This window comes from Algibacter sp. L4_22, from assembly GCF_023473045.1.
Lineage (GTDB): Bacteria > Bacteroidota > Bacteroidia > Flavobacteriales > Flavobacteriaceae > Algibacter.
The window spans coordinates 505,757-522,541 of record NZ_JAMCOK010000001.1; the positions used below are offsets into that span (position 1 = coordinate 505,757).

The following is a 16,785-nucleotide window of genomic DNA, read 5'->3' on the forward strand; positions in this document are numbered from 1 at the left end:
ATCAATCCTGAACAATAATATCTTTAGAATCGTTTTTATTAAATTCTGGCTGAATGGTAACGTGATTAATATCGTATTTTTTATGAAGATAGGCTTCAATTTCACATAAAACAGCATCGAATTCGGTTATAGAAACATCTTCTTCTAAATCTAAATGGGCCTCTAAATGCAACTCATCATCGCTTAAATTCCAAATATGAACATGATGCAATAGTTTTACGTTTTTAATGGTACCAACATCGACCACCAATTCTTTAATATCGATATGCTCGGGTGTAAAGAGCATAAGCATTTTGGTGGAGGTTTTTAAAAGATCTAAACCCATCCAAATTAAATACAATGCTATAAGAAAAGTTAATAAACTATCTACCCAAAAAAGTTGATAATATTTCATTAACATACCACCAATAAACACGGCTACACTAGCCAACATATCTGTCAATAAATGAATGTAAGCAGATTTTATATTGATATTATTCTCGGCATTTTTTTTCAATAATAATACGCTAAATCCATTACCAGCAATAGCAAGTAAGGCTAAGAATATAACTAAATTAGACTCGATAGCTTGCGGATTTTGAAATCGTATTACAGCTTCCTTTATTAAAATAACAGCAACAATTATTAAGGTAGATGCATTGATGAAAGCTGCTAAAATTTCAGCACGTTTATAACCAAAAGTTCTATATTCTGATGCTTCCTTTTTTGATAATTTAGAAGCTACATAACTTACCACTAGCGATATAACATCACTAAAATTATGTAGCGCATCACTTAACAAGGATAAACTACCAGAAATTAATCCACCAATTACCTGCGCTACTGTAATTACAATGTTTAAAAGAATAGAAATCATAAGATTTTTATCCTTCATATCATTATGATTGTGCGAATGACTATGTTCGTGATTGTGCCCCATTTTTTATTTAAACTGTAGTTTATATAGAAGCAAAATTTAAATTAACATGATAATGGAATTTTATCGATGCGGTTTTGGTGACGTCCGCCTTCAAACTCAGTATTTAAAAAAACATCCACCATTTCTATAACTTGTTGTACCGCAGTAAAACGAGCTGGTATGCATAAAATATTAGCGTTATTATGGCTACGTATTAAATGTACAATTTCTTTATTCCAACATAAACCTGCACGAATTTTTTGGTGTTTATTAGCCGTCATAGCCACACCATTAGCGCTTCCGCAAATTAAAATGCCAAAAGTAGAAGTTTTGTTTTCAACATCATCTGCAACTGGATGTACAAAATCGGCATAATCAACACTATCGTTAGCATCTGTTCCGTGGTTAATAATTGTAATTCCTTTTGCTTCTAAATGCTTTATAATTGCAAATTTGTACTCTGTTCCTGCGTGGTCGTTTCCTATGGAAATTGTCATTATATATATATTAAAGTAAACTTAAACAAAGGTACTAAATAATGTAGTCCTATTATATATTTGCATCGTGCTATCTATATGTACAAATGCTAAATTTGTGCTAAAATGGATTAATACTTTACAAATCAATAGCTTGAAAATTATAAAGCATAATTACCGTTTAGGTTATTAACAATTAACAATTATGTGTATTAAAATATTCATTAGTTGTTAATAAGTGTTCATTAGTTTGTAAAAGAAAAACATTGAATATCCAATAATTTTCACAATCAATAACATTTAGGTAACATGCAAATAAGTTAATGTAAATTTTTGGTTAAGTTATTAGCATCAAAAAGGGTACTTCTTAGATTTGTTAATAGCTTTAGTTATTAAAAATTGTTGTTAATATAGGTTATTAACAATTGTTAATAGCGTTTTTAAAAACCTTTAAATTAAATGAGTTAGAGTGTTTAAAGCTGTTCATTTGTTATCAACAACATTCAATAAAATACAAATCAAAATAAAGCTTGAAAAAGTTATACCGCTATTCACAAGCTATAATAAGCACCATTTATTTTTTTAAATTTAAAAGAAAAACTGATTATATATATATATATGTGGATAACTCTAAAATTTAAGGAAAATTGAATTTTTTATAAAACGAATTGTGAATAGTAAAACTCACTTTGTTTTAAATAAATTTTAGTTTCTAAATTCGTTTAACCTTTTTCAATTTAAAATAATTTAGTCTATAAATAAAAGTTTGTTAATAAGATAGATTAACTATTAAAGGTGTTGAATTCTTTTTATTTAGTTTTATTAAAATAAGGGTTGTATTAGAAAGTTTATTATTAAATATCTATATATCAAATAATTAATGTTTTTTTAAGATTAAAATTCACTAAAAATTAGAAATAAATTTAGCCCATTTATCTTCGGGCATGTATCTTATAAAAATGGAAGGTGATTATAAAACAGTGATAAAACGCATTGTAAAGCAATAAATTAAGTATTCAAGTTTAAAATTTAAGATTGTAGATATCGTTTTTAATTAAATAATATTATGAGGCTTAATTATTTATTAAATTTATGTTTTTAACATTTTGTTTTCAGAAATTTAACGCTATCAAAATGTCATTTAATATATAAATTGTAGCTTTGTATAAAATAAATAGCGCATCTTCTCTAAAATTACGCTATTAGATAACAGAATTTCCATTATCTTAGGAAATCAAAATGATTACAAATTAAATGACAAGAAAGAAAAAAGGAAAATCCAAAAGTAAAGGGATTTCCAACCTATCAAATACAATCTTAAGTATATTAAAAAAAGAAAGAAACCAAACTTTTAACTATAAGCAAATTGCAGCAAAAATTGATGTTAACGATGCTAGTAGTCGAAATCAAATTATAAAAAAACTTCGCGATTTACAAGGTAAAAATGAAATTGAAGAAGTAGAACGCGGTAAGTTTAAAGCTGTTATTAATGCAGAATACCATACCGGAATTTTAGATTTAGCAGCTAGAGGTAACGGCTATATTATTTGCGATGATTTTGAAGACGATGTTTATATTGCCGCAAACAATATCAATAAAGCGTTAAATGGTGATGAAGTAGAATTTTACGCTTATAAACGTAGAGTACGTGGTAAAATGGAAGGTGAAATTACCAACATTATCAAACGTGCTAAAAGTGAGTACGTTGGGGTAATCCAAATTCACGAAAAAAAGAATTTTGCTTTTGTAGTTTGCGATAGCAACAAAATGAGCAAAGATATTTTTGTACCTATCAACAAAATTAATAAAGCCGAAGATGGCGATAAAGTACTTGTTTCATTAGAAGATTGGCCAGAAAAATCCGATTCTCCTAACGGAAGAGTAATAAAAGTACTTGGTAAACCAGGCGAACATAATACAGAAATTCACGCTATTTTAGCAGAGTACGGCTTACCAATGGAATTTCCGCACGAAGTCGAGGAGTTTGCTAACAATATTGATACTACAATTACTGAAGAAGAAATTGGAAAGCGTAGAGATATGCGTAAAGATTTAACCTTTACCATAGATCCAAAAGATGCCAAAGATTTTGATGATGCCTTATCTTTTGAGGTATTAGACAACGGTTTATACGAAATTGGTATTCACATTGCCGATGTATCTCATTATTTACAAGAAGGTACTATTTTGGACGATGAAGCTTACGAGCGTGCCACATCGGTTTATTTAGTCGATCGTGTAGTTCCTATGCTTCCAGAAGTATTATCGAACAACGCCTGTTCTCTGCGTCCACACGAAGAGAAATTAACCTTCTCTGCCGTTTTCCAGATGAATGATAAGTGTGAGATTAAAAACGAATGGTTTGGCCGTACAGTAACGTATAGCGATTCGCGTTTTGCTTACGAGGAAGCGCAAGCCATTATAGAAAGTAAAACCAATAACATTCCAAAAGAAGTTTCGTTAACAGGCGAAGCCTATAAAACTGATCAAAAAGTAGCCGATGCCATTTTAAAAATGGATGATCTAGCTAAAATAATGCGTGGAAAACGTATGGGTTCTGGTGCTATTTCTTTCGATAAAGTAGAAGTAAAATTCGATTTAGACGAAAACGCAAATCCAGTAGGCGTATTCTTTAAAACCAGTATGGATGCTAATAAATTAATTGAAGAATTTATGTTATTAGCAAACCGAAAAGTATCGGAATTTGTTGGTAAACAAGATCCAAAAAAGACGTTTGTTTATCGTGTGCACGATGAGCCGGACGATAGTAAATTAGAAACACTACAAAATGTAGTGAGTAAATTTGGTTATAAATTAGATTTTAAAGATCGTAAATCCGTATCATCATCTCTTAATAATTTACTAAAAGAAGTAAACGGTAAAAAAGAGCAAAACCTAGTAGATACTTTAACAATTAGAACCATGAGTAAGGCCGAATATACTACCAAAAACATTGGGCATTACGGTTTAGCTTTCGATTATTACAGTCACTTTACATCGCCAATTCGTCGTTATCCAGATGTTATGGCACATCGATTATTACAGTTGTATTTAGATGGAGGAAAATCGGCAAACCAAGATGTTTACGAAGAAAAATGTCAACATTCCAGTAACATGGAAGGTTTGGCAACTAGAGCCGAGCGCGATTCTATAAAATACATGCAAATTAAATTCATGCAAGATCATCAAGATGAAGAATTTGTGGGTGTTATTTCTGGAGTAACCGATTGGGGAATTTATGTAGAAATCATTTCAAATAAATGCGAAGGCATGGTAAGTGTTCGTGACATGAAAGACGATCACTACGCCTTTGATCAAGATACTTACAGCATGGTTGGAAGTAAAAATAAAATTTCTTACCAACTTGGAGACGAGATTATTGTAAGCGTTAAAAATGCCGATTTAGTTAAAAAGCATTTAGATTTTCATTTAATAGGAAAACCAGAATAAGAAATATAAAATAATAATTTGGGCGTTACTCTAACCACGCTTTTAAGGCGTGGTTAGAGTCGGGCTTTCACTACTCAATCTTTTTGTTTTTAAAGAAAAAACAAAAAGGATTTCAAACAAACCGTTCAATCCCTAACGCACATATTTACTGTGTTTCATGGGGTATTGAAGGGTTTTTTTATTACAATTAGAATCCAAAAATATAAAACCTATTTTTTTAAAATATCTAAGAAATTTATAAGCTACAAACTTTACTTTTTTAGTTGTTTCTTAGTTTTTTTGATAATACTAATAAAACATTTTAATAAGTTTACTTAATTAAATTACTAGCTATACCTAAACCGTATTTATAAATTTCTACCCTTTTTTTTAATCATTTATAAAATTTTAGAGTAGTTAATCCGCTTAAAGTAATTTTAGCATTATTTTAAGTTTAAATATTCCAAATAGGTAGACTTACCTAAAAATCCTTCTTAAATTTGAAACTTAATCCTAATTATGGTTAATAATTTAATTAGATACTTTAAAAGTATACATTTTATTAAAGCACTTTTGGTTGCTTTAGCAATGGCAATACCTGTATTAATATCCATTTATTTTTTCGATAGATTTGATATAGGATTTAGCATTGCTTTAGGAGCTATTTTATGTGCACCATCAGATGTTCCAGGTAGTTTAAAACATAAGTTTTACGGTATATTGGTGTCGATAATTTTGGCTTTTTCAATAACTTTTTTAATAGGTTATTTTAGTAATTATGTTATAGTATTAGTGCCTCTAATAATCGTTTTAGTTTTCTCAGTTTCTTATATTTCTGTATTTGGTTTTAGAGCATCGCTAATCTCATTAGTTGGACTATTATCCTTGGTTTTAGCTTTTGCGCATCAAGGTGGAGAAATTTCTATTTTAGAACATTCATTATTTATAGCTTTAGGTGGAGTTTGGTTTTTATTTTTAACCATGTTAACGCAATTGGTATTACCAAGAGTTCAAGTAGATTATTTATTTATTGAACTGATTGAAAAAACTTCGGAATTTGTAAAAATTAGAGGGAAACTATTGGTTGAAATCGATGATAGAAGTAATCTTTTAGAACAGAATTTTAAACTTCAAACAGAAATAAATGAGCTTCACGAAACCATAAGAGAAGTTATTTTAGAAAAGAGATTAAGCTCTGGTTTTAGTAATAGAACAAGACGACAACAGTTAATTTTTTCCAAAATAATGGAAATATATGAGTTGGCTATTTCTAATACTATTGATTATGATAAGCTTGATGCTTCGTTTAAAGAACATCCTGAAATAATAGATGAGTTTAAACTATTAATTTTTGAAATTTCAAATAGATTAAAACATGTTTCCAAAGTTATTCTAAATGAGGAAAAGCTTTCGTTTAAAAACAATTTTAAAGTTTTACTTAAAAAAATAGAAAATCATATTCAAATTTATAAAGTAAGCATTGGCATATCAGAATCTAGAGAAGGCACTATATTTTTATTAAACTACAAAACATACCAAGAAAAGCAAATAAGTAACCTAATAGATATTTTTAGAATATTAAATGGTTACTCTAAAAACGATACAATTAGAGGTATAAAAGACGCCGAACAATTTATTACACCTCAAGATTATGATCTTAAAAAATTAATAGCAAATTTTAGTTTTGAGTCACCAATATTTAGGCATTCATTGCGGTTAACACTCACTATGTTAATTGGTTTTATTATTGGTTATGTAATTGAAATGCAACAACCTTATTGGATTTTATTAACCGTGGTGGTTATTATGAGGCCTAGCTATGGTTTAACTAAAGAGAGAACTAAGCACAGAGTAGTAGGAACGTTAATTGGAGCTGCAATTGGTGTTGGAATTGTTTTTTTAACTCAAAACCCAATAATTTATGCTTTAATAGCGGCTTCGTCGTTAATAATAGGGTTTTCTTTAGTCAAAAACAACTACAGAAATGCGGCTGCATTTATTACAGTGTATGTAATTTTTATGTTTGCTTTAATTAACCCGAATATTTTAACAGTTATAAAGTTTAGAGTTTTCGATACTTTAATTGGTTCTTTATTGGCTTTTGTGGGTAATTACTTTTTTTGGCCCGCTTGGGAATCTAAAAACATTAAAGAATTCTTTTCAAATTCGATTGAAAGTTTTTTAGAGCTTTTAAAGGAAATAGATAAATTATATCATGTAAAAGGTGAAGCATCTACAGCATATAAGTTAGCTAGAAAAGAAGCTTTTTTACAAGTAGGAAATTTAAATGCAGCATATCAAAGATTAATTCAAGAACCAAAATCTAAACAAGAAAATAGTGCTATAGTTTATGAGTTAATGACTGTTTTTAATACTTATTTATCATCCCTTTCAGCATTAGGAATGTACATTAGAACCAATGAAACTGGTAAAGTTCCGGAACAATTTGAAATTTATGTAAAACATATTTTATCTAATTTAGAAATAGCAAATGGAATATTAAATAATGAAGAGGAATCTAATATAAGTTTAGATAATAAAGAATTAGCCATGGCAACTGGAAATTATGAAAACTATTTTCATAATTTATCTACACAAAGAGATAAAGAAATTGAAAAAGGATTACCTATTTCAAAAGAAATGAGAATGCAATTACATGAAACGCAATTAGTATTCGAACAAGTAAGATGGTTATATAGCTTATCGGAAAGTTTAGTGAAAAAAATAAGAAAAATTTAGGAAAAACCTTAAACACGGTTGCAAACCGAACAATTTGGCTCTCCAGTTAAATTACCGTTTTTATCTAGGTCGTATTTACAACATGCTTTAAAGTTATTTTTCAAAATTTCTTTAGATCTTTTTATTCTGACTTTTACATTTTCTAAGCTTATATCTAGAGTATTTGCAACTTCTTTTTGTTTTAAACCTTTTATATAAACGAGCTCGATAACGTCTCTGTGAATTTTTGGTAAATCGGTTATGAAGCGATCAAAACAGCATACATCTTGATATATGTTTTGTGGAGTTTCTTTATTTGTATTTACTTCTTTTACGTAAACAGATTCTTTATTAAAATGATTTATTATTTCATTTCTCGCTATCTGAAAAACCCAAGCTTTTACTTTTTCGTTGTTTTTAAGTTTCGTTAGATTTTTATGAATTTTTAAGAATGTATTCTGGAAAATATCCTTGGTATCGTTTTCGTTTTTTACTTTTTTAAGAATAAAAAAATAAAGCTCGTCATTGAAATTGTTCCATATGTTTTTAGTTTCCATATTCAAAAATAAAGAAAAGGTTAGTATTAATACTAACCTTTATAAAGGGTTTAACAACAATTACATTTATTGCATTCGCATGTATTACAAGAGCAATTGTTTTCTAAACAATTTGTGCAATTGCATTTTGTACAATCGCAATTAGTACATTTACAAGTAGTCATATCTTTTAAATTTTATTATTCATTAAGGAGACCTAGAAAAGGTAAAAAGGATACATTTTTTTTAAATAAATTTAATAACTTGTAACATTATCGGCTAATTAAACACCAATATAAAAAATACAAGAATATGATTTTAACAACAACAGACACTATAGAAGATCACAGTATAAAAAATTATTTAGGCATCGTAACAGGCGTAGATGTAAGTATGCCAAAAACAACGCTTACGTTTAATATGGAAAAATATTATGAATCTTACGAGAATAAAATAAATCTAGTTAAAGAAGAGGCATTTCAGAAATTAAAAGATAATGCTAGCAAACTTGGGGCAAATGCAGTTGTTGGTATTGGCATAGATGTAGAAACTTTACCGAGTTCGGGTATTATTGTGGTTTCTGTTACAGGTACCGCTGTTACTGTGGTTTAGTTTTTTATATTGCAAATGAATGATAATGTTTTGCTAAAGTTTAAAACTTCGGAACAATTATTGATAATTTTACGTCTAATAGAAACAGGAATCAAATAATATAAAATACAGATGAAAACAATAGTTAAAATTTTAGTGCTTTGTATCACTACAAGTTTATTTGCGAATAACGGTATAGACAAAGAAATCGGAGAATTTACAACCTTAAAAGTTTACGATTTAATAGAGGTAGAGCTTGTAAAAGATAATGTTAATAAGGTTGAAATTTCGGGTAAAAACTCTCAAGATGTTGTAATCGTTAATAAAAACGGATTATTAAAAATAAAAATGAGTTTAGATAAGATTTTCGATGGTAACAATATAAAAATAAAACTACATTATACAGCTGTGGATGTTATTGATGTTAACGAAGGAGCCAAAGTGATTTCTAATGATGTTTTAAAGCAATTTGAAATCGATTTAAGAGCTCAGGAAGGTGCATCTATAAATTTAGCTCTAGATGTTACTTTTGCTAACATTAAAGCTATTACAGGTGGTATTATTGAAACTACGGGAACGTCAACAAGTCAGAAAATTTCTTTATTTAGTGGTGGAATATACCAAGGTCAAGAACTTAAAACTACTAAAACTGAAGTAGCTATTAAAGCAGCTGGTGATGCTCATGTTACCGCTACCGATGAAATTGATGTTAATATTAGAGCTGGAGGCGATGTATTTATTTATGGTAAACCAAAAAATGTTACCGAAAATAAAGCTTTTGGTGGACGTGTTATATACGTAGATTAGGTTATTATAATAGTCTCATTTATTTCAATAAAAATTCTTTTAAAATTCATGTAGTTAAAAACTTTAGATTTGTAATATTTCTGATAAAAAGTGTCTTAGGTGTTTTAAAACTAAAAAACTAACTACATGAATTTTAATTTTTATCTATTCAGTATTATTTTATTTCTAGGAACATTTCAAATATATGCTCAAGATGTAGAAGAAAGAAATTTACCTAAAAGAGAAACTTACATTAAAGGTAATGCTGCAACTATTTTATTAGCGGTTCCACACTTCGGAATTGAAACTACTGTTGGTAAAAAATTTAGTTACCAATTTGATATTATGGCTTCTTTTTGGAATTCTATCGATGGATTACCATATAAATTCGGCATAGCAACTTCAGAATTAAGATATCATTTTAAAGAGCGTTTTCATGGTTTTTATGCGGGAATACACTTAGCTGGTACAACGTTTAAAATAGCTAAAAATTTTAGAGATCGGGATTATGTATATCAACAAGGTTTGGGTTATATGCTTGGTTCTACTATTGGTTTTCAGAAAAAAATAAATGATAAGTGGATGCTCGATATTTTTCTTGGTGGTGGATGGCATCAAGGGTTCTATAAAGGCTATCACATAGACACTGGTGAGCGTCTTGAAGGTGCTACAAAGTATAATAAAAGTGGGGAGTGGTTACCTTATCGTGGTGGTCTTATGCTAGCTTATAAGTTAAACTAGTATTTTTTATTGCAAAAAGTATGTAAAAAAAACAATAAGTTAAACAGTTTATAGTTGAAAGAATAGTAATTAATATTATTACTTTTTTTATTTAAAAAATTAGATTTAAGTATAAAGCAAAAACAGTATTATTAACCAATTTTTATAAGGTTAAACATTATTTATTTTTTATGAAATATGCTAAACGTGCTATTACTTTTAAAGTTATAATTGGTTATATTATACTAGTTATTTTGGCTGTTACTTCTGGGTTTTTAATTTTTTACGAAATAAAAACATTTACAAGCTTACAAAAACAAGATATTTCAGATCGTAGTAAAATTATTAAAACAGGAAGTTTAATCGCCGATATTTATGAAAATGAAAGTTTAGCAAGAGCTGCAATTCAATTAAATTCTTCGGAAAAGTTTAAGGAATATGTTTTTGAAAATGATCAACTACTTTTAAAAATAGATTCGCTTAACTTGCTTATTAATAGTAGTTCTCAAAAAAATATTTTAGATAGTATTAGAGTATTTGTAGATAGAAAGTTTGAAAACATTACGTATTTGAAAAACTTAAAAAACGGTGATAACTCTAATGAATCTATAAATAAAGCAATTAGTAAACTTACCTCAATCGATTCTCATTTAGGAAAGGTTTCTATAAACGATCTTGTTAAGAATCCTGAAGCTTTAGATAAAAAAACACGTTTAAATTTTGAAGAATACGTAAAAATACTAAATAAATATAACCCTAGAGATTCAATAAATAAAGTGGATCAAGAAGAAATAGATTCATTATTATCTATTTCAAAAAACATGCTAAAAGATGCTCAGGTTAAATCTAATAATCAGCGTGCATTTTTACAGAAAAAAGAAGGAGAGCTTATAGAGAATGATTTAATTATTTTTAAAAAATTACAAGAATTATTAAGCGCTTTAGAACGTGATATTATTCGTTACACTAGTAATATCAATAAACAAAGAGAAGTAACGATTAACCGTAGTAAAAATATTATTTTATTTGCTGCAGGCATTAGTTTTGTAGTTATCATTATTTTTTCAATTATCATTTTAAATGAGTTTAGAAAAACCCAACGTTATCGAAAACAATTGGAAACCGCTAATGAAACTGCATCTTCTCTATTAAAAAGTAGAGAACAATTAATATCTATGGTTAGTCATGATTTACGAACACCTTTAAGCACAATTACAGGGTTTAGTGAATTACTTCAAAATTCAATACAAGATAAAAAGGATAAGAATTATATAGAACACATTTTTAGTGCTTCTAATTATATGGGGAAATTAGTGGATGACCTCTTAGAGTTTTCGAAACTTGAAAATGGAAATATAGCTATAGAGCCTGTACCGTTTAACTTAGAAAAACATATAGATGAAATTGTCCAAAACGTAAAAAATATTGTTAAATATAAACCTGTTGAATTTATTATAGAACACGATAAATCTATAAGTAAACTTATAATTACCGATCCATTTAGATTAAAGCAGATTTTGTTTAATTTAATTATTAATGCCTATAAATTCACTAATGCAGGTAGTATCACAATTTCTAGTTCTCTAAAAAATAGCACTTTAGAAATTAAAGTTACCGATACAGGAGTTGGTATTAGTGAAGACCAAAAGGAACATATCTTTAAGGAATTTGCACAGGCAGATAATAACCAGGATATTAACCATACTGGTTTTGGATTAGGTTTAACAATCTCTAAAAAACTAGTTGAACTTTTAGAAGGAAAATTAACGTTAGAGAGCGAAATAAATAAAGGAAGTGTATTTGCTTTAAAGATACCTGTAAAGCTTTCGGATAAGGTTTTAAATACGTCTAGTAAGCCGTTAGAAGCCTTAAATTTTAATTTGAAAGCCATAGTAGTAGAAGATGATGTTTCTATGCGACAACTTATTCATGATGTGCTAAAACAATACGGTGTTGAGGTTTATATGTTTGATAATGCAAAAACGGCTTTAGATGAAATAAAACATATAGATTACCATTTTGTTTTAACCGATATTCAGTTGCCAAAAATGAATGGTATTCATTTTATGGAAGTTCTTAAAAATGATTCGTCTTATAAAAATCAACCTATAATTGCAATGACTGGAAGGGCAAATATGGCTACCAAAGATTATATAAATAGTGGTTTTTCCGAAGTATTAATAAAACCATTTAGTTCTAGTAAAATTGAGGGTATTTTACAATCTTTTTTTAGTAGTAAAGCATCTCATAAAACAATTAACTCTATTACGGATAGTGGCATACAAACAGAAGGATTTAGTCTCGATTCATTGAACGTTTTTTTTAATAATGATACTGCTGCAATAGAAGGTATATTAAATACTTTTTTAGAAGATACTAAAAGGAATTACCTACTATTAGAAGTTGCTAAAAATAGTAACGATATTGATACCATAAATGGTACAAGCCATAAAATGCTTACTATGTTTAAACAGTTAAATGTAGACTCTGTTATTCCTTTTTTAGAAAAATTTGAATCAGGTAAAACTATTGAAAATAATGATTTTATAGATTTTAAAAATTATTTAGATAAGTTTATAAAGAATTTAGAAGCTTACCTTAGTTAAGGTTATATTCCTTAATTTTATTATAGAGTGTTTTTCTTGTGATATTTAATAATTTTGCAGCGTTAGTTTTATTATTTCCAACTTCTTTTAAAGCTTTTATAATAAGCATTTTTTCATTTTCTTTAGTTGAAAATGTGTTGCTAATTGTATTCGATTCTTTGGGTTGTTTTAACTCAACGGGTAAAACATTTGTATCAATAATTTCAGTTTGTGTTAATAAAGTGGCTCTTTTAATCACATTAGATAATTCTCTTAAATTACCTGGCCATTGGTAATCTTGAAAAATATTTAAAACACTTTTTGAAAAACCTATTACCGATTTATTTAATTGCTTATTCGCTTTTTCTAAAAAGAAATCTGCATAAAGAATTAAGTCGTTGTTTCTATCTTTTAGATTGGGAATTTTAATAGAAAATTCATTTAAACGGTGGTATAAATCTTCACGAAAAGTACCTTTTTCAACAGCTTGAAGTAAATCTTCGTTTGTTGCTGTTATTAACCGGATATCAACATTAATTTCATTATTGCTTCCCACGGGCTTAACCTTTCTTTCTTGTAAAGCTCGCAGTAATTGTATTTGATTTTCATAGGTTAAATTGCCAACTTCATCTAAAAATAAAGTACCGCCATTGGCAGCTTCAAAATGACCTATTTTATCGTCTGTTGCACCTGTAAAAGCTCCTTTTTTATGTCCAAAAAACTCACTAGATGCTATTTCTTTAGGTATAGCACCGCAATCTACAGGTATAAATGGTTTACCGTTTCGTAAACTTTCTAAGTGTATAGTTTTTGCTACAACTTCTTTACCTGTACCACTTTCGCCGGTAATTAACACAGATAAGTCTGTTGGTGCTACTAATTGAATATATTCGTTTAGAGTGGTAGAAGCTGCACTAATACCTTTAACAAAATCTATATTAGTTTTGTCTTTTGGAGGTTTAGTTGTTTCAAAATTAGAATCAATGGTTTTCTTTTCTAAAGCGTTACTAATAACCTCTAAGACTTCCTCTGGATTAAAGGGTTTAGAAATATAATCGAAAGCACCTTGTTTCATCGCTTTTACTGCGGTCGAAACTTCAGCGTAGCCAGTCATTAAAACTACAGGAACCGTGTTTTTACTATCCTTTATTTGTTTTAGTAAATCTATACCATTTCCATCGGGAAGGCGTAAATCTGTAAAAATTAAATCGTAGTTCTGTTGTTTTAAAAGCGTAGACGCACTATTAATATTATAACTTACAGTAACTGCATAATTATGCCGTTCTAAAAAATGTTTTAGCATTTTAGAAAAGGAGACATCATCTTCAATTAATAAGATTTGCTTCATAAAAAGTGATTGATCAACAAATGTATTAAGTTTAGTTGATTGGTATATTTTTAAAACAGAAAAAAAGACGTTTTATTTCAAAACGTCTTTTTATAATAAATGTGATAGAATATATTATTCTTCAGTAACTTCAACATCGCTTGCTTTCAACCAATTACCATCTTTATCAATATATACTACATTGTCTGTACCATCGATAGTTATCTCAAGTTTATATTGTTGCTTAATGTTTACATAAGCTTTGTTAAGCGTAGCTGAAGTAAAGTCTTTTGCAATAGTTGCTGTAACTTCTGCTGGTAAGCTTTCTAAAGTAATTTCCTTAAATTCTTGTTTAATAGAAACACTTATCATTTCGTTTTGAATAGGATTAATTGTTGATGCGAAAGTTGAAAATCCACCTGCTACGATTGCTATTGCTAAAATTAATTTTTTCATGATTTTGTTTTTTGATTATTATATACTTAATTATTTATAAAATATTATTCCTCGCTATTTTCAGTAGCTTCAACATCACTTGCTTTCAACCAGTTACCATCTTTATCAATATATGCTACGTTGTCTGTACCATCGATAGTCATTTCAAGTTTAAATTGCTCTTTCCCGTTTACATATGCTTTATTAAGCGTAGCTGAAGCAAAATCTTTTGCTATAGCTGCTGTAATTTCTGCAGGTAAACTTTCTAAAGTAATTTCCTTAAATTCTTCTGTAATAGAAACGCTTATCATTTCATTTTGAATAGGATTGATTGATAATGCGAAAGTTGAAAATCCACTTGCTACGATTGCTACTGTTAAAATTAATTTTTTCATGATTTTTGTTTTTTGATTATTGTAAATTGTTTTACGATTACTTAAGAGAAATAAATATGCCGTAAATAGAATTAAATATTTTTTATTTTTAATTAACTGAATAATAGTATTTTATGAATTTTTGTAAAAATGAGTTATAATATTTTATGTGTAAAAAGTGTGTAAAATGGTAGGAGAGTGTGTAAATATTACACTGTTATTTGTTATTGAACGCTAAGTAAACTTTGATTATGGGTTTCTTTTGTTATTAACAAGAAAGTTTTAAAATATTTCATTACTTTGTATAAACTTCTATTAAGTTTATGTTTGACGATATTTTAAGAGCTATTCCCTTCGGAATTATTCTAGCTTTCACCATTGGTCCAGTATTTTTTGTACTGTTGGAAACGAGTGCCACAAAAGGTTTTCGGAGCGCGCTAATTTTTGATAGTGGCGTAATGCTAGCCGATATTATTTTTATTTTGGTTGCATTTTTTAGTACCAATAAGCTTCTTGAGAAGATAAAGGACGATCCAAATTTTTTAGTATTTGGTGGCGTATTATTATTAGTCTACGGATTAATTTCATTCATAAAAACTTCAAAATCCTTTCGTGAAATTGTTAGAGAATATCATAAAGTTGAAGTTAAAAAAGGCTACGGAAAATTATTTTTAAAAGGCTTTTTGCTTAATTTTATAAATATTGGTGTGTTGCTTGGTTGGGTGGCTTTTATTGTTTTAGCAAACTCGTTAACCACATCTAAAAATGGAGTAGTTGTATTTTTGAGTACTATTTTAATTGTTTACTTTTTGACTGATTTAGCAAAAATTGTAGTCGCTAAAAAACTTAAAAACAAATTAACACCACGCCTTATATATAAAACAAAAAAGGTAATTGCTTTGGTTATTTTGGGTTTTGGTGTATTGCTTTTAGTGCAAGGATTTTTTCCGAAGGAAAAGGAGCTTTTAAAAGAAAAGTTAGAACAAATTAGTCCATTAGGAGAAAATAATTAATTAAAAGCATTTCCTTCATAATTCATCTATTTTTTACAGTTTAAACGGCTTGGTTGAAAATCAATATGGCGTAATTGTGCGTTTAAGTTAAATAAAATGAGATTTTATCTTAGAAAATATAAGGCATAAAAAAAGCTTCCTAAATAAATAGAAAGCTTTTTTGTTGAGGTGTCGAGCGGATTCGAACCGCTGTAGCAGCTTTTGCAGAGCTGAGCCTAGCCACTCGGCCACGACACCTTAATGGAGGTGCAAATTTAAAAAAAAATTACAATTTCCAACACTTTAAATTACTTTTTATGCTTTTCGGTCATTTTTACGGTAACACGAGCAACATCTCCGCCAATTGGAGGGTTTAATTTACTTACCGAAACCGTTGCTTTTGTAACCATAGTATCTTCTTTAAAAATACGATCTAAAATACGCTTAGCTACGGTTTCTAAAAGATACGATGGAATTTCCATTTCCTCTTTTATAATACGGTTTAAAAACACATAATCTACAGTATCACTAAGTTTATCCGATTTTGCCGATTCTTGTAAATTCGCCTTTACTTTTAAATCTACACGGTAATCGCTACCAATTTTTGTTTCTTCTTTTAAACAGCCGTGGTATGCAAATACGCGAATGTTTTCTACTTTAATTATTCCCATTAGTTTGTAAATAAATCAAAAATGTTACTCAAGGCGCTGGTTTTGGCTTTGTAAAATTCGGTATATGTACAACGTTTACAAGTTACCGAAGTAAATTTTTTGTTTTGTACATCAAATATTTTAGACCATCGACCACCAGTGGCGCGCATTTCACTGGTTTCAAATTCTCTGTTTGCGCATTTTGGACAACTGTAATTATTATTTTTCATAGCATAGCTTTTAAAATATTAGTTACAATAAATCCAAA

Annotated in this window: 16 protein-coding genes and 1 tRNA gene; 8 read left to right on the forward strand and 9 right to left on the reverse strand. The window is 28.6% G+C overall.

Annotated features, from left to right (window positions below; all coding sequences use genetic code 11):
• Position 1 precedes the first annotated feature (1 nt).
• Positions 2-919 carry a cation diffusion facilitator family transporter gene (locus M4I23_RS02200; RefSeq protein ID WP_249753280.1) on the reverse strand — a complete coding sequence of 306 codons (918 nt, stop codon included), beginning with the start codon at positions 917-919 and terminating at the stop codon, positions 2-4.
• Positions 920-960: 41 nt separating this feature from the next.
• Positions 961-1,395 carry an RpiB/LacA/LacB family sugar-phosphate isomerase gene (locus M4I23_RS02205; protein WP_158846428.1) on the reverse strand — a complete coding sequence of 145 codons (435 nt, stop codon included), beginning with the start codon at positions 1,393-1,395 and terminating at the stop codon, positions 961-963.
• An 896-nt stretch (positions 1,396-2,291) separates the two neighbouring features.
• Between M4I23_RS02205 and M4I23_RS19900 the strand changes: the two genes are divergently transcribed.
• The 3 genes from M4I23_RS19900 (at position 2,292) to M4I23_RS02215 (ending at position 7,542) form a co-directional block, all read left to right on the forward strand.
• Complete coding sequence (locus M4I23_RS19900) at positions 2,292-2,381, forward strand: T9SS type A sorting domain-containing protein (RefSeq protein WP_368736170.1); 90 nt, start codon at positions 2,292-2,294, stop codon at positions 2,379-2,381.
• A 247-nt stretch (positions 2,382-2,628) separates the two neighbouring features.
• A complete protein-coding gene (gene rnr, locus M4I23_RS02210; protein ID WP_249753281.1) occupies positions 2,629-4,824 on the forward strand; it encodes a ribonuclease R in 2,196 nt (731 codons plus the stop codon).
• Between the two features lie 498 nt (positions 4,825-5,322).
• The gene (locus M4I23_RS02215) at positions 5,323-7,542 is read left to right on the forward strand and encodes an FUSC family protein (protein WP_158846433.1); all 2,220 of its coding nucleotides are present in this window, start codon (positions 5,323-5,325) and stop codon (positions 7,540-7,542) included.
• 8 nt (positions 7,543-7,550) lie between these two features.
• Here M4I23_RS02215 and M4I23_RS02220 read toward each other — a convergent pair whose 3' ends face one another.
• Positions 7,551-8,078: a sigma-70 family RNA polymerase sigma factor gene (locus tag M4I23_RS02220; RefSeq protein WP_249753282.1), complete on the reverse strand. Its 528-nt coding sequence runs from the start codon at positions 8,076-8,078 to the stop codon at positions 7,551-7,553.
• A 291-nt stretch (positions 8,079-8,369) separates the two neighbouring features.
• On the opposite strand from M4I23_RS02220, the gene M4I23_RS02225 reads away from it, so the two are divergent.
• The 4 genes from M4I23_RS02225 to M4I23_RS02240 all read left to right on the forward strand — a co-directional run bounded on the left by M4I23_RS02225 (position 8,370) and on the right by M4I23_RS02240 (position 12,760).
• Positions 8,370-8,669 carry a heavy metal-binding domain-containing protein gene (locus tag M4I23_RS02225; RefSeq protein WP_249753283.1) on the forward strand — a complete coding sequence of 100 codons (300 nt, stop codon included), beginning with the start codon at positions 8,370-8,372 and terminating at the stop codon, positions 8,667-8,669.
• 111 nt (positions 8,670-8,780) lie between these two features.
• Positions 8,781-9,455, forward strand: a complete 675-nt coding sequence (locus tag M4I23_RS02230) for a head GIN domain-containing protein (protein ID WP_158846439.1) — start codon at positions 8,781-8,783, stop codon at positions 9,453-9,455.
• A gap of 126 nt (positions 9,456-9,581) precedes the next feature.
• Positions 9,582-10,175, forward strand: a complete 594-nt coding sequence (locus tag M4I23_RS02235; RefSeq protein WP_249753284.1) for a DUF3575 domain-containing protein — start codon at positions 9,582-9,584, stop codon at positions 10,173-10,175.
• Between the two features lie 170 nt (positions 10,176-10,345).
• The gene (locus M4I23_RS02240) at positions 10,346-12,760 is read left to right on the forward strand and encodes an ATP-binding protein (RefSeq protein ID WP_249753285.1); all 2,415 of its coding nucleotides are present in this window, start codon (positions 10,346-10,348) and stop codon (positions 12,758-12,760) included.
• On the opposite strand, the gene M4I23_RS02245 is transcribed toward M4I23_RS02240, so the two are convergent.
• From M4I23_RS02245 to M4I23_RS02255, 3 genes are all read right to left on the reverse strand, one after another.
• Positions 12,753-14,087 carry a sigma-54 dependent transcriptional regulator gene (locus M4I23_RS02245; RefSeq protein WP_249753286.1) on the reverse strand — a complete coding sequence of 445 codons (1,335 nt, stop codon included), beginning with the start codon at positions 14,085-14,087 and terminating at the stop codon, positions 12,753-12,755. The genes M4I23_RS02240 and M4I23_RS02245 overlap by 8 nt on opposite strands.
• A gap of 114 nt (positions 14,088-14,201) precedes the next feature.
• On the reverse strand, positions 14,202-14,522 hold the full coding sequence (locus M4I23_RS02250) for a hypothetical protein (protein WP_249753287.1): 321 nt from the start codon (positions 14,520-14,522) through the stop codon (positions 14,202-14,204).
• Positions 14,523-14,566: 44 nt separating this feature from the next.
• The gene (locus tag M4I23_RS02255; RefSeq protein WP_249753288.1) at positions 14,567-14,896 is read right to left on the reverse strand and encodes a hypothetical protein; all 330 of its coding nucleotides are present in this window, start codon (positions 14,894-14,896) and stop codon (positions 14,567-14,569) included.
• A 302-nt stretch (positions 14,897-15,198) separates the two neighbouring features.
• On the opposite strand from M4I23_RS02255, the gene M4I23_RS02260 reads away from it, so the two are divergent.
• Complete coding sequence (locus M4I23_RS02260; protein ID WP_158846452.1) at positions 15,199-15,888, forward strand: LysE family translocator; 690 nt, start codon at positions 15,199-15,201, stop codon at positions 15,886-15,888.
• Positions 15,889-16,054: 166 nt separating this feature from the next.
• Here M4I23_RS02260 and M4I23_RS02265 read toward each other — a convergent pair.
• The 3 genes from M4I23_RS02265 to M4I23_RS02275 all read right to left on the reverse strand — a co-directional run bounded on the left by M4I23_RS02265 (position 16,055) and on the right by M4I23_RS02275 (position 16,747).
• Positions 16,055-16,125 (reverse strand) — tRNA-Cys (locus M4I23_RS02265).
• A 50-nt stretch (positions 16,126-16,175) separates the two neighbouring features.
• Positions 16,176-16,538: a dihydroneopterin aldolase gene (folB, locus tag M4I23_RS02270; protein ID WP_249753289.1), complete on the reverse strand. Its 363-nt coding sequence runs from the start codon at positions 16,536-16,538 to the stop codon at positions 16,176-16,178.
• On the reverse strand, positions 16,538-16,747 hold the full coding sequence (locus M4I23_RS02275; RefSeq protein WP_249753290.1) for a zinc ribbon domain-containing protein: 210 nt from the start codon (positions 16,745-16,747) through the stop codon (positions 16,538-16,540). The genes folB and M4I23_RS02275 overlap by 1 nt, the downstream gene beginning before the upstream one ends.
• Positions 16,748-16,785: the final 38 nt, after the last annotated feature.